13 protein-coding genes are annotated in these 14002 nt (G+C 53.8%); 5 read left to right on the forward strand and 8 right to left on the reverse strand.

The genetic code is table 11. The features are described from left to right. Positions 1-32: 32 nt before the first annotated feature. The 5 genes from HV037_RS22670 to pgi form a co-directional block, all read right to left on the reverse strand. Positions 33-2129: a YjbH domain-containing protein gene (locus HV037_RS22670; protein WP_103284356.1), complete on the reverse strand. Its 2097-nt coding sequence runs from the start codon at positions 2127-2129 to the stop codon at positions 33-35. Continuing rightward, the gene (locus tag HV037_RS22675) at positions 2129-2866 is read right to left on the reverse strand and encodes a capsule biosynthesis GfcC family protein (RefSeq protein ID WP_103284357.1); all 738 of its coding nucleotides are present in this window, start codon (positions 2864-2866) and stop codon (positions 2129-2131) included. Before HV037_RS22675 ends, HV037_RS22670 begins: the two co-directional genes overlap by 1 nt. Beyond that, positions 2863-3501 carry a YjbF family lipoprotein gene (locus HV037_RS22680; protein WP_046275310.1) on the reverse strand — a complete coding sequence of 213 codons (639 nt, stop codon included), beginning with the start codon at positions 3499-3501 and terminating at the stop codon, positions 2863-2865. Before HV037_RS22680 ends, HV037_RS22675 begins: the two co-directional genes overlap by 4 nt. Positions 3502-3564: 63 nt before the next feature. Further along, positions 3565-3807 (reverse strand): exopolysaccharide production protein YjbE, encoded by a 243-nt coding sequence (gene yjbE, locus HV037_RS22685; protein WP_003826562.1) that lies wholly within the window; start codon positions 3805-3807, stop codon positions 3565-3567. Positions 3808-4277: 470 nt separating this feature from the next. Continuing rightward, complete coding sequence (pgi, locus tag HV037_RS22690) at positions 4278-5924, reverse strand: glucose-6-phosphate isomerase (RefSeq protein WP_103284358.1); 1647 nt, start codon at positions 5922-5924, stop codon at positions 4278-4280. A 302-nt stretch (positions 5925-6226) separates the two neighbouring features. Between pgi and lysC the strand changes: the two genes are divergently transcribed. From lysC to HV037_RS22705, 3 genes are all read left to right on the forward strand, one after another. Then, on the forward strand, positions 6227-7576 hold the full coding sequence (gene lysC / locus HV037_RS22695) for a lysine-sensitive aspartokinase 3 (protein ID WP_103284359.1): 1350 nt from the start codon (positions 6227-6229) through the stop codon (positions 7574-7576). 92 nt (positions 7577-7668) lie between these two features. Further along, on the forward strand, positions 7669-8595 hold the full coding sequence (gene panS / locus HV037_RS22700; protein ID WP_016155433.1) for a ketopantoate/pantoate/pantothenate transporter PanS: 927 nt from the start codon (positions 7669-7671) through the stop codon (positions 8593-8595). 101 nt (positions 8596-8696) lie between these two features. Further along, on the forward strand, positions 8697-8969 hold the full coding sequence (locus HV037_RS22705; protein WP_003826541.1) for a DUF3811 domain-containing protein: 273 nt from the start codon (positions 8697-8699) through the stop codon (positions 8967-8969). Here HV037_RS22705 and rluF read toward each other — a convergent pair. Both rluF and ftrA read right to left on the reverse strand, forming a co-directional pair. Then, positions 8966-9841 carry a 23S rRNA pseudouridine(2604) synthase RluF gene (gene rluF, locus HV037_RS22710; RefSeq protein WP_016155331.1) on the reverse strand — a complete coding sequence of 292 codons (876 nt, stop codon included), beginning with the start codon at positions 9839-9841 and terminating at the stop codon, positions 8966-8968. The two genes, HV037_RS22705 and rluF, sit on opposite strands and share 4 nt — an antisense overlap. A gap of 68 nt (positions 9842-9909) precedes the next feature. Next, positions 9910-10890 carry a transcriptional regulator FtrA gene (gene ftrA, locus HV037_RS22715; RefSeq protein ID WP_103284360.1) on the reverse strand — a complete coding sequence of 327 codons (981 nt, stop codon included), beginning with the start codon at positions 10888-10890 and terminating at the stop codon, positions 9910-9912. Between the two features lie 84 nt (positions 10891-10974). Between ftrA and HV037_RS22720 the strand changes: the two genes are divergently transcribed. Both HV037_RS22720 and pepE read left to right on the forward strand, forming a co-directional pair. Further along, a complete protein-coding gene (locus HV037_RS22720) occupies positions 10975-11394 on the forward strand; it encodes a rhodanese-like domain-containing protein (protein WP_019077882.1) in 420 nt (139 codons plus the stop codon). A gap of 156 nt (positions 11395-11550) precedes the next feature. Then, entirely contained in the window at positions 11551-12240 is a 690-nt protein-coding gene (gene pepE / locus HV037_RS22725) for a dipeptidase PepE (protein WP_103284361.1), read from the forward strand. A gap of 56 nt (positions 12241-12296) precedes the next feature. On the opposite strand, the gene HV037_RS22730 is transcribed toward pepE, so the two are convergent. Next, positions 12297-13928: a Na/Pi cotransporter family protein gene (locus HV037_RS22730; protein WP_103284362.1), complete on the reverse strand. Its 1632-nt coding sequence runs from the start codon at positions 13926-13928 to the stop codon at positions 12297-12299. Between the last annotated feature and the right edge of the window lie 74 nt (positions 13929-14002).

Genomic DNA, 14002 nt, shown 5'->3' on the forward strand with positions numbered 1-14002 from the left:
CCGGATAAGCGCAGGTCTCATCCGGCCATCTATCAGCGGAAGTTTTCACTCCTGTCGCTGGTCATGTCGTACAGACCAAACTTACGTCCAAGCTGCTGACCGCCATCGCGTGTTAACGGCGTCCAGCCAATCGCCGCACGACTGCGGGTTGGGCCTGACGAGAACAGATCCAGCGGCACAGAAACGTACACCCCTTTGGTAAAATCACCCTCTCCGTACTCATCCGGCGAGGCGTCGGTGATGGTCGCATAGCCCCCCACCACTACGCCGCTGTCAAAGCGTTTCGCCACTTCCAGCGTTCCGCCCTTATCCCCCGCCAGATACTGCCCCACGCTGGCTTTCACCAGTACATCCTGGGCGAACGAAGGATTCCAGTAAGCCGTCAAATGCCCGGTCTTCACGCTGTAGTCGGTAAACTTCATCATGTCCTGCGCGCTACGCCAGTCACGCTGTTTCACGTAGTTGGCATCAACACCAAACGCCCAGTTGCTGTCCAGCGGGCGATACAGCACTTCTGCTCCCGCTCCGCCGTACATAGTTTCCAGGTAGCCACCGTAAACCTGTCCGTAGAACCCGTTTCCGAGTGACTGGAAGTAGTTGGCCTGCAGGTTATTCACGTAGACATCGTTTTGCACATACTCACGCACATGGGTACGCACGCGTGGTAAATGCGAATCCTGCGGCGGGTTGGTGTAGTTAAACTTGTCATAGTTATTGGCGAGGTTGGCGAACAAACTCCCGGTGGTCAGCAGATGATCGGTAACCCACAAATCCGCCGTTCCCATCACGCCCAACTGATACATATAGAAGTTTTCCGGGCCGCCCACCGACTGATTTAGCACCGGATCGATATGGAAATTGAAGCGTGACTTATCAATATACCAGCCCTGCTCGGTCGTTTTCGGTACCACGGGCTCGACGCGTTTTTGTGCCAGTTGAGTTTCATGGCCCAACGGCTCGCCTTCCAGATGGCGCTTGAGGCTGGAAACCTCCGTTTCGGTCGTCACCTGCGGCAAGTTAAGGCGGTTTTCCGTAATGCGGATCGTGCGGATCCCATCGGGAAGATCGTTCATCACGATCCGGTTAGCACGCTCGATCCCTTCGCGCGAATCACGGTATTTCACCTGTTCACCCGTTACATACAGCGTATCGCCCTGCACCTGAATTTTAGGATCCGCCAGCCCGGCATTATATTTCAGCAGCGTTAACTGATTCGCCACCACCGAATGTTGCAGGATGGCATCCTGCGGCTGTGGTTGATATTTCGGGCGGGTATTGTCGTTATAGTTTGGTCGCAGATCGTTAAAGTTAGTCCGCAGCGTGACCCCAAACATCAAGGTGTTCCCGCGCTCATAGCTGAGGTTAACGTCGGCCCAATCGGTGACGCGATAAATAGCGCCGACGTTAAACTTGCTCTTCTGATCCAACTTGCCGGCAAAATCCTGCTGGTAATTATTACCTTCATACTCCAGTTTCAGGCGCAGCGGCTGCCAGGGAGTCTGATACTCTACGCCGCCAAACAGCGACGCCGGGCCGTGGAACATCTGGCTACCGTCAACAGAACCGGCCTGCTTGTAGCTGTTATCGCGATGGCAGAATTTATCACTGTATGAGCAAAACGGATTGCTAACGTTGCCGCTGGTCCCGAGATATCCCCAGCCAAGGCCGAGAGAGAAATCAAACGGGCCCCAGGCTTTGTTCGCCACCACATACTCCGCATCAAACAGGCCGGTACCACCGATATCCCGCGCGCCAACCGCCACCTGCGGCATCCAGTAGCTCTCTTCCCACAGGCGAAGTTTGAGATCAAAAGCCTTATCTTTATAAGTCTGATCGCCAGAAAACGACTCCACGCCGCTGTATTTTTTGGTACGCACATCGGTATAGCGCAGGGTAGTTTCCAGCCAGGGGAAGAGTTGTACCGACGCAGAGTAGTAACGGTATTGATCGTTATCGCGGTAGTTAAGGCTCATTTCGCCTTCACGCGCCATGCGTGCGGTTGGGGTTTGCAGCAGTCCCACGCCGCCAAAATCGGACTGGGAAGGTCCAATGGGCGCGGGCCAGGTTTCACCATGGCAGGCAACGCTTACGCCCAGCGCCAGTAAGCTGAGCAGATAAGTTTTTCTCATTATTCGGGTATCCGCTGGGTCAGGGTGCGAAGAATGTCGGCATTGATTTCATCCGGGGTGCTGCGCCAGACAGCATCAGAGAGCCCGACAAAAATGATGCTGCCGGGCATCGGCTCAACGTGACGTTTGTTCCAGTAGGCGACCGGGACTTTTTGCGTGCGTCCGTCGGGATAGATGACCCAGGCGTAGCTACGATCTGCGCCGCTGAGCCGACGTTGCCCATCGAGATAGCTGGCGATATCGCGCCCGGGCATAAACGGTTGTTTACCCGGATGACTTAGCAGGCCAAACAGCGTTATATCCGTTGGCTGCGGCCCGACCCACAGCGTGTAATTGCCCTGCAACGGCGGGTTGCCTCGCTCACTGACGCGCACAACATCCGGGTCGAGATTAATCTTCTGTCTGCCGGTCACCTTCAGCGCCTGAATTTGCTGGCGCAATGCGTTGATAGCCGCGGCATCGTCACCGCTTTCTTCAGCGCTGAGCATCGCCAGACGAGCCAGTAATGCCTGCTGCTGACGCTCTGCTTCCGTCGTTGCCCGCTCTTCGCTGATAACCGCTCCTGGCCACCAGCTATTACTCAACCGCGACTGCCCAACCAGGTCGAGCAGATGTTCGGCCCCGGTCAGCGTCTTTGGCTCTTCGCTGGCGGAGGTAAAGACCTTAACGCTACCCGCAGCAAAAACTGACGCTGCGCTCAGGCTCAATAGCAGCGCCATAACGGCTCGTTTCATCATGATTTTGCCGCCTTAATCAGCGTGGTTTTCACCGGGAAGTAACGTGCGCCAAGATACTGTTCCGATTGGCGAATCTGCCCTTCGCTGTCGATCCAGTAGCGGTTATGCCAGCGAGTTTGATCGGTGGTGACTTCTTCATCAAGGATCCGTACTGGCGTATCTTCGCTACCCACCTTAATGGTGTCAGTGCCATCCCATTCGAAAACCGAGCGGGCGGTGGCATAGCGCACCTGCTGATGTTCGGTCCAGCCCATCGTGCGGGTCCACGTTGCCCCATCGACTATCTGGTTTGGTTTGATGAGTGGATCTGCCGCCAGATTATTCACCTCGATCAGGTTATCCCCGCCGAGATGCGTTTTCACCATGCGCCCAGACTGCGTGACGAGAATGGCCCGATCCTGAGTCACCCATTTCTGCTGTCCGTTTTCCGCGAACGCGAGTACCACAAATAGCTGAGGGCCGCCGTTGAGCTGCATGTACTGGCTGGCGTAGGGCATGTTTTTGATTTCATCGTCCGTCATCTGTACGCCGGGAGTACCAAACACGCTATCCCATAGCGAATGACCCAGCCCTTCGGTGGTGGCTGAGCACGCCTGCAATAACAGGCAAACCATTATCAGCGCTGGTCGCTTCACGACATTTCTCCGCAGCGGCAAAATAACCACACCGAAGTGTGGTTAGAATTAAACGTACCGGTATTACTGGGTACTGGTGGTTGTGGTGGTTGTGGTTCCGGTGTTAGAACCATCGCCGCCACCGGTTGCCGCAAGGGCAACCCCCACCGCAGAACTTACGGTGCTCACGCTGGTTGCGGAGGAACTTCCTGCCGAAACCGACGCGGCAGCCGACCCTGCTGCCTCACCCACCTGAACGGGGGCAGCATAGACAGAAGTCGCCGCAAGCGCAGATATAGCCCAAAGGCCATACAGAACTTTTTTCATCACAAATTCCCTTCATTGTATGAATGGAGATTTACCCAAAAGAATTTCGGGCGAGATCGAGTATACACAATCCAAAGTGTGCAAATTACGCCAGGCGGGAATTTAGGATAATTAGATAGCAAGAAATAAAATGATTAACGTCAGATAATTAAATCAATACAATCATAAAGTTAAAATATAAAAACAAAAACACAATATCCGGTAATTCTGAAAAAACCAGAAACACGATAACGTTGAATGAATTATTTTAGGATTAAGCTCAATAAAGGTGTAAAGCAAAAACGTAGATATTCGGGCGCCAGATTATAAAAAAAGCCGATATTAATATCGGCTTTTTTTATAAGTAATCTGCAAATTCATTCGAATTGCAACAAGGCGGCAAGATCGTTAATCCCCGGGAGCATAGATAGCTATGCGACCGGGGTTAACGAACGCAGCCAACAGCGCTGCGGCTCGAAGGAAGAAGCAGATTAACGCCAGGACTTATAACGGTTAATCAAACCGTTAGTTGAGCAATCATGGCTGGTGATTTCTTTATCATCATTCAGCTCTGGCAGAATGCGATTCGCCAGCTGTTTGCCCAGCTCAACGCCCCACTGGTCAAAGGTGAAGATATTCAGGATCGCGCCCTGAGTGAAGATTTTGTGCTCGTACAGCGCAATCAGCGCCCCCAGGCTGAACGGTGTAATTTCGCGCAGCAGGATGGAGTTAGTTGGACGGTTACCTTCGAACACTTTGAACGGCACAACGTGGTCAAGCGTTGCCGGATCTTTACCCTGGTCGCGGTATTCCTGCTCAACCACTTCACGAGATTTACCAAAAGCCAGCGCTTCGGTCTGGGCGAAGAAGTTAGACAGCAGTTTCGGATGGTGATCCGACAGCGGGTTGTGGGTGATTGCCGGAGCGATGAAATCGCACGGAACCATTTTGGTACCCTGATGAATCAGTTGGTAGAACGCATGCTGACCGTTAGTACCCGGCTCACCCCAGATGATTGGGCCTGTCTGGTAATCCACCGCATTGCCGTTACGGTCAACGTATTTACCATTGGATTCCATATTGCCCTGCTGGAAGTAGGCCGCGAAACGGTGCATATACTGGTCGTACGGCAGAATCGCTTCGGTTTCAGCACCGAAGAAATTGTTGTACCAGATACCGATCAGCGCCAGCAGCACCGGCAGGTTTTTCTCCGCCGGAGTGGTGGAGAAGTGTTTGTCCATGGCGTGCGCGCCAGAGAGCAGCTCAACAAAGTTGTCGAAGCCCACAGAAAGGATGATGGACAGACCGATTGCAGACCACAGGGAGTAACGACCGCCAACCCAGTCCCAGAACTCGAACATATTGGCGGTATCAATACCGAACTCGCCAACCGCTTTACCGTTAGTGGAGAGCGCTGCGAAGTGTTTGGCAACGTGCTTGTTGTCGCCAGCGGTCGCCAGGAACCAGTCGCGCGCGCTGTGGGCGTTAGTCATGGTTTCCTGAGTGGTGAAGGTTTTGGAAGCGACCAGGAACAGCGTAGTCTCCGGATTCACTTTCTTCAGCACTTCGGCAATGTGCGTACCATCGACGTTAGACACAAAATGCATGTTCAGGTGATTTTTGTACGGGCGCAGCGCTTCGGTCACCATGAACGGGCCGAGGTCTGAACCGCCGATACCGATGTTCACGACATCAGTAATGGCTTTACCGGTATAGCCTTTCCAGCTTCCGGAGATAATCGCTTCAGAGAAGGATTTCATCTTCTCCAGTACCGCGTTCACTTCCGGCATCACATCTTTGCCGTCAACGATGATTGGAGTGTTGCTACGGTTGCGCAGCGCCACGTGCAGCACGGCACGATCTTCAGTGCGGTTAATTTTCTCACCGGAGAACATGGACTTGATGGCGCCTGCCAAATCGGTCTCTTTCGCCAGATCCTGCAGTTTAGCCAGCGTCTCTTCAGTGATGCGGTTTTTGGAGAAATCCACCAGCATCAGATCGTCAAACATAGCGGAAAATTTAGCGAAACGATCACTATCTTTCGCGAACAGATCCGCGATAGTAACGTCTTTCATCTCTTCAAAGTGTTTTTGTAGTGCCTGCCAGGCTGAGGTCTGCGTTGGATTGATGTTTTTCATTAGCAATACTCTTCTGATTTTGAGAATTGTGACTGAGATCGATTGTAACGCCAGTCACAGAAAAGTGTGATTGTTTTAATGCCATCGCCCTTGTATCCATCGAACCAGGGTAAAAAGTATAGATGTTATAAGCGCTGTTACTGAACGGAAACGCAGCATGAAAAATCCGCATAATCCCAGCGTTGACAGTGCAAGCTACACATTTTATTTATAAATACGGTATTTGCATTTGCGCCTGCACCGGTTTTCGTTCTGCCTTATGTGCCATGGTCGCTCTATTCATTCCCTGACACGAGGTAGTTATGACTGATGTAGTTGTCTCCAAGTTTGGCGGTACCAGCGTGGCGGATTTTGATGCCATGAATCGCAGCGCTGATGTGGTACTTTCTGATGCTAACGTCCGTGTAGTGGTACTTTCCGCTTCCGCTGGAATTACCAACCTGCTGGTCGCACTGGCTGAAGGGCTGGAGCCAACCGAGCGCTTCGAAAAACTCGACGCCATTCGTCAAATTCAGTTCAATATTCTGGAACGCCTGCGTTATCCAAACGTAATTCGTGAAGAGATTGAACGTCTGCTGGAAAACATCACCACGCTGGCAGAAGCGGCTTCACTGGCGACCTCAACCGCCCTGACCGACGAACTGGTCAGCCACGGTGAACTGATGTCTACCCTGTTGTTCGTCGAGATCCTGCGTGAACGCAACGTGCAAGCGCAGTGGTTTGACGTGCGTAAAGTGATGCGCACCAACGATCGTTTTGGTCGCGCAGAACCCGACGTCGCGACGCTGGCTGAACTGGCAATGCTTCAGTTGGCCCCGCGTCTGAGCGAAGGTCTGGTAATCACTCAGGGTTTTATCGGCAGCGAAGGCAAAGGTCGCACCACCACGTTGGGGCGCGGCGGTAGCGATTATACAGCCGCCCTGCTGGCCGAAGCGCTGCACGCAACGCGCGTCGATATCTGGACCGATGTTCCTGGCATTTACACTACCGATCCGCGCGTTGTTCCTGCAGCGCAGCGTATTGATGAAATCGCCTTTGAAGAGGCCGCGGAAATGGCGACCTTTGGCGCGAAAGTGCTGCACCCGGCAACCCTGTTGCCGGCCGTACGTAGCGATATCCCGGTATTTGTTGGCTCCAGCAAGGATCCAAAAGCAGGCGGTACGCTGGTCTGCAATAAAACCGCGAATCCACCGCTGTTCCGTGCGCTGGCGCTACGCCGTAAGCAGACGCTGCTGACGCTGCATAGCCTGAATATGCTGCACTCTCGCGGCTTTTTAGCAGAAGTGTTCGGCATCCTTGCACGCCACAATATCTCGGTAGATTTAATTACCACATCTGAAGTCAGCGTAGCGCTGACGCTGGATACCACCGGCTCAACCTCCACCGGCGATACGCTGTTAACGCAGTCTCTGCTGATGGAACTGTCTGCCCTGTGCCGGGTTGAAGTCGAAGAAGGCCTGGCGCTGGTGGCGTTGATTGGCAACGACCTGTCCAAAGCCTGCGGCGTGGGTAAAGAGGTATTTGGTGTACTGGAGCCGTTCAACATCCGCATGATTTGCTACGGCGCGTCCAGCCATAACCTGTGCTTCCTGGTGCCCGGTAGCGAAGCCGAACAGGTGGTACAGAAGCTGCATCATAATTTGTTTGAATAATATTTCATCACGCGATAAACAATAACTATAGCCGGGCTCGAACCCGGCTTTTTTATAACAACACAACACATTTCAATCGCAAGGAAGATAACATGCTCGCTACTCTCACGCGGCTGTTCCCGTTATGGGCGCTGCTGCTCTCTGTTATTGCGTATTACACGCCCTCCACCTTTACGCCTGTCGGGCCATTCGTACCGTCGTTGCTGATGCTGATCATGTTCGGCATGGGCGTTCACCTGAAGGTGGACGACTTTAAACGCGTACTCTCACGCCCCGCACCTGTCGCGGCGGGTATTTTCCTGCACTATCTGGTGATGCCGCTCGCCGCATGGATTTTGGCGCTGGCATTTAATATGCCACCGGAACTGTCGGCAGGGATGGTGCTGGTCGGTAGCGTTGCCAGCGGAACCGCATCGAACGTCATGATCTATCTGGCAAAAGGTGATGTGGCGCTCTCCGTGACTATTTCATCGGTTTCAACGCTGGTCGGCGTTGTCGCCACGCCGCTGCTGACACGGCTGTATGTCGACGCGCATATCCAGGTGGATGTGATGGGTATGCTGCTGAGTATTCTGCAGATCGTGGTCATTCCGATTGCTTTGGGGCTGGTCATTCACCATCTGTTTCCACGCGTCGTAAAAGCCGTGGAACCGTATCTGCCGGCGTTTTCTATGGTGTGTATCCTGGCGATCATCAGCGCCGTCGTGGCGGGGTCCGCCTCGCACATTGCGTCTGTCGGCTTTGTGGTGATTATCGCCGTAATCCTGCATAACACCATTGGCTTGCTCGGCGGCTACTGGGGCGGAAAACTGTTTGGTTTCGACGAGTCAACCTGTCGTACGTTGGCTATTGAAGTGGGCATGCAGAATTCAGGCCTTGCCGCTGCGCTGGGCAAAATCTACTTTGGCCCGCTCGCGGCGCTGCCCGGCGCGTTGTTCTCCGTCTGGCATAACCTTTCCGGTTCGCTGCTGGCAGGTTACTGGTCCGGTAAACCGATTAAAGAAAAAGAACGCTGCTAATTGACGGCGGCAGGCCGGATAGCAGCTAACACCTTATCCGGCCTACCCAGCCTCTGCACTTTGCCGTACACTGCGGATATCGGCTAACAGAGGGCACCCTTATGGCACTCCCCCGCATTACCCAAAAAGAGATGACCGAGCGCGAACAGCGTGAACTGAAAACGCTGCTCGACCGCGCGCGCATTGCGCATGGTCGGCTGCTGACCAACGCTGAGACCAACAGCATCAAGAAAGAGTACATCGATAAACTGATGGCCTTGCGCGAAGCAGAAGCTAAAAAAGCCCGCCAGTTGAAGAAAAAGCAGGCTTATAAACCGGATGCGGAAGCATCATTTTCCTGGTCAGCGAATACGCCAACGCGCGGCAGACGTTAACGCCCTTTCTTCTTACGCCCCGGCGAGGTAAAACGCTTCCCGTTTGCCGCCGGGCGCGATTTCTCTTTCTCAGCCGATTTTTCGATTTTCACTACCGGGCGCTTAATGCCTGCGGTTTTTGGCTTCGCTTTCGCCTTCGGTTTGGCTTCTGAGGACGAGTTCTCAATCAGCTTGAACAGGTCGATCAGTTCGTCATCCGTCAGGTCGCGCCATTCACCCAGCGGCAGGCCGGACAGACCAACGTTCATGATACGTGTACGCTCAAGCTTAGTAACTTCATAGCCAAAGTGCTCGCACATACGACGGATCTGGCGGTTCAGCCCCTGAATCAGCGTGATGCGAAACACAAACGGCGCTTCTTTCTTGACCTTACATTTCTTGGTAACGGTGCCAAGGATTGGCACACCGGCACTCATCCCACGGATAAAGTCATCAGTGACCGGCTTATCTACCGTCACCAGATACTCTTTTTCGTGATCGTTACCGGCACGCAGGATTTTATTCACCAGGTCGCCGTGGTTGGTCAGAAAGATAAGCCCCTGGGAATCTTTGTCCAGACGACCGATTGGGAACACGCGCTTGCTGTGGTTAACAAAATCAACAATGTTGTCGCGTTCGCTGTCTTCAGTGGTGCTGACAATCCCTACCGGCTTGTTCAGCGCGATAAAAACCAGATCTTCCGCTTCACGCGGCTCAATCAACCGACCATTCACTTTTACGACGTCGCCAGGCATCACCTGATCGCCAATGGTGGCGCGTTTACCATTCAGGAAGACATTCCCTTGTTCGATAAAGCGATCCGCCTCGCGGCGCGAGCAGATTCCGCTTTCACTGATGTATTTATTTAATCGGATGGATGAGTCGGGCAGCATAATTTCTCCTTTGACAGCGAAATATACCCTACCTTGCGGGGGATAAAAAAGCAGAGCGTGAAAATGTGCTATCGCATCTGATTACGTAATGCCTGCGGGCTGATACCAAATCGTTTTTGAAAGTGGTAACGCAAAGAGTTTGCGCTGCCGAACCCGGTTTGCTGCGCGATCTGCTCAATACTGATATGGGATGTATTGAGCGCCTGCTGCGCACGGTTTAGCCGTTCATTCATCAGCCAACGTGCGGGAGTAAGCCCCGTTGACTCCTGAAATCGCCGCATCAACGTTCGGGGACTCATACCGACCTGGCTGGCCAGAGCGTCAAGAGTATGCTTCTGCGCGATATTGTTATGTAACCAGTCAAGCAAAAGACCAAAACGCTGGCTTTCCCGACTGCGGGCGACAGGACGCAGTTGCTGCTGAGTCTGGCTGCCATCCCTGTGGGGCTGCAGCACCAGGCGACGGGCCACGTTATTGGCAATCTCAAGTCCAAAATCAGTGCGCACCACATGCAAACATAAATCAATCCCTGCCGCACTACCTGCCGAAGTGAGCACGTCGTGGTGACCGACATACAGGACATCTTCCACAACGTTGATGGCGGGAAAGCGTCGCTGGAGTTCACTGACGTAACGCCAGTGCGTCGTCGCCTTACGGTCATCCAGCAAACCTGCCGCAGCCAGAACAAATACACCAGAACAGATAGAGATGATTCGACAACCGCGTTGATGTGCTTCACGAAGCGCATCGCATAATGCTTCCGGGACCGGTGAGCTCACGTCACGCCAGCCAGGAATGACAATAGTGTCTGCTTCCTGCAGCAATTCATATCCACCGTCCACCACGATACGAACCCCGCCAGTTGCCCTTAATTCACCTTGATCAACCGAAGCCACGGCAAAACGATACCAGCTCTCTCCCAGTTCAGGTCGCGGAAGCCCAAAAACTTCTACTGCGACGCCAAACTCGAAAGTACATAGCCCGTCATAAGCGAGTGCAACGACCAACGGGCGAGAAGATGTTGTCATGATCCTGGCGGAATCTGTCATGGTCAGAGGGTGTTTCGAGGTTAATTTTTTGATGAGATAAGAGGTAACACAACAGCTGATTTCACCACAAGAGAAAACAACAATATGAGTACCGTAACTGATATTCCAGCCGCTTCATCTGCACAAGCTATCGCCCATTTCCAGCAACGTCTGAATATGGAGACGGATTGTTCTGACGTTCATTCCGCGATGGCTGCTGACGACAAAGATTTTGTGCTTTTACATGTAGTGGGGAGTGCAGAGAGTTTTTCCCGTTGTCATATCCCTGGCGCGATTCATCTTCCCCATCGACTGATAAATACGGAATCCTTGAAAAAATGGCCACAGGACACACTGTTTGTCGTCTATTGCGCTGGCCCACACTGTAACGGGGCCGATCGCGCGGCGCTGAAGTTGGCGCAGCTAGGTCGACCGGTGAAAATAATGATTGGTGGTATTAAGGGCTGGGAGGACGAAGGCCTGGCGTTTGCCACTACGCAAAAGGACGCTGTTTCAATAGATTGATCGTTGTTAAGTCTGAACGGGCTTTTCCAACAGGAGGTTGTGGTTAACCCGTTCGGCTTTCCCCCCTTCCAACATCGTGAGCCATATCAGTAAGGCGCTACGCTGATAGTGGTAGCATTAGCGCGGTTTGTAATTTTCTGATTACATGGAGAAATGATGGAACTGCTTTTATTGAGTAACTCGACGCTGCCGGGCAAAGGCTGGATGGAACATGCGCTACCGCTGATTGCTGAGCAGCTGAATGGTCGCCGTACGGCGGTGTTTATTCCGTTCGCTGGCGTGACGCAAACCTGGGATGAATACACGGCGAAAACGGCAGCCATCTTTGCGCCAATGGGCGTCAACGTTACTGGCATTCATACCGTTGCCGATCCGATCGCTGCCATTGAAAACGCAGAGCTGGTGATTGTCGGCGGGGGTAACACCTTCCAGTTACTGAAAGAGAGCCGCGAGCGCGGACTGCTGGCGCCGATTGTGGATGTCGTCAAACGCGGTGCGCTGTACATCGGCTGGAGCGCAGGTTCTAACCTCGCCTGCCAGACCATCCGCACCACCAACGACATGCCGATTGTCGATCCAAAAGGTTTTGATGCCCTGGGTCTGTTCCCGCTGCAGATTAACCCACATTTCACCAATGCGCTTCCGGAAGGCCACAAAGGCGAAACGCGTGAACAGCGTATTCGCGAGCTGCTGGTTGTGGCACCAGAGCTGACGGTGATTGGTTTGCCGGAAGGAAACTGGATTAAGGTGAGTAACGGCCAGGCGATTCTTGGCGGTCCGAACACCACTTACGTCTTTAAAGCGGGGGAAGACGCGGTTGCCCTCGAAGCAGGTCACTGCTTCTAACCGACGTTGCCGGATAACGGCATAAATGCCTTATCCGGCCAACCGGTCCACCTCACTCAATAATCGTCGCGCTCATCGTCCTCATCCGGCTGTTCCAGCACGCTATAGGCCACGGAACAAAACAGCGAGTTCAGACGCTGCATATCGCCCAGCAGCGCCAGGTGCAAGGAGCTGGTCTCGATGCTCTGCACGTTCTGCTGATGCAGACGGTCAACGTGCGCATGCGAATAACGACGGTTGAGAATACGGAAACGATGCTTGCTACGGCGCAGACGTCGGGCGCTGGTCACGTCACCAGAGAAGAACACCGACATCGCCAGCTGCAGATTGCTGAGCAGCTGATCGAAGAGCGCATCCAGCTCTTTCAATCCTTCCACGGAGAATGCGCGACGGGCAGCCAGCGACTTATCCGCTATCTCACTGCCCATACGTTCGACAATATCGGAAGCCTGCTCGAGGTTAAGCGACATTTCGATAATCTCCGCCCAACGGCGTGATTCCTCTTCCGCCAGTTCATCCTTTGGCATCCGCGCCAGATAAAGCTTGATTGCCGTGTATAGCACGTTAATGTCGTCCGCCATCCTGCGCAGCTCTTTCTCTTCACGCGGCTCGCCGTGCATCACCTTCTTCAGCCCGTCCATCATCTGCTCCATCGCGTCGCCGATGCGCAGAGCTTCACGAGCGGCATTAGCCAGGGCCAGCGTCGGCGTATCCAGCGCACTGACGTCCAGATGCTTGGGCTTCAGATGCGTATCCAGCTCCGGCTCATCGCGGATGATGCGCTTACAAAAACGCGCCATCGGTTCTGCGAACGGCACCATCGCCACACAGCGCACCAGGTTGTAGAAGACATGGAAGTAAATAACCAGTTCAGATTTCGGCAGCGGCAGTTCATCCATCAGATTTGCCAGCGGATGAACAAACGGCAGGATAATCAGGCTACCCACCAGCTTAAACAGCAGGCTACCTAGCGCCACACGGCGGGCGGCGGCGTTAGCGGCGCTGTTATTAAGCATCGCCAGCAGGCCAGAGCCGAGGTTGGCGCCAATCACCAGACACAACGCCACCGGGAACGAGATAATGCCTGCCGCGGTCAGCGTTGCCGTCAGCAGCACCGCCGCAAGGCTGGAGTAACTGATAATCGCGAACATGGCGCCAATCAGCGCATCCAGCATGATATCGCCGGTGAGCGAGGCGAAAATAACCTGTACGCCGTTAGCCTGGGTGATCGGTGTTACTGCCTGCACAATCAGTTCCAGCGCCAGTAAAATCAACCCCAGTCCAATACCAACCCGCCCCAGTTGCCCCACACGGGACTGCTTACGTCCGAGAAAGAAGATCACGCCGATAAAAATCAGCAGTGGCGACAGCCAGGAGAGATCGAAGGTCAGGATACGCGCCATCAGCGCGGTCCCGACGTCAGCGCCGAGTACAATCACCAGCGCAGGGGTGAGCGCGACGAGGTCCTGCGCGACAAACGAGGTCACCAGCATGGTGGTGGCGTTGCTGCTTTGTACCAGCGCCGTCACGCCGATACCCGCACAAAAGGCGAGCGGCTTCTTTTCAACACTACGGCTGAGTACGGTACGCAAACGGGCGCCGAAGACGCGCATCACGCCGGTGCGCACAATATGAGTACCCCAAACCAGCATAGAGACAGCAGAAAGCAGGTGTAACAGAGTTAGCACGGAATCAGGTTCTCCTTATCGTTATATGTTCCTGAGGCTCATAGCGATGACATAACACCTGATGACGCCACGCT

It is taken from the genome of Citrobacter sp. RHBSTW-00017 (assembly GCF_013797615.1).
GTDB classification, from domain to species: Bacteria; Pseudomonadota; Gammaproteobacteria; order Enterobacterales; family Enterobacteriaceae; genus Citrobacter; species Citrobacter braakii.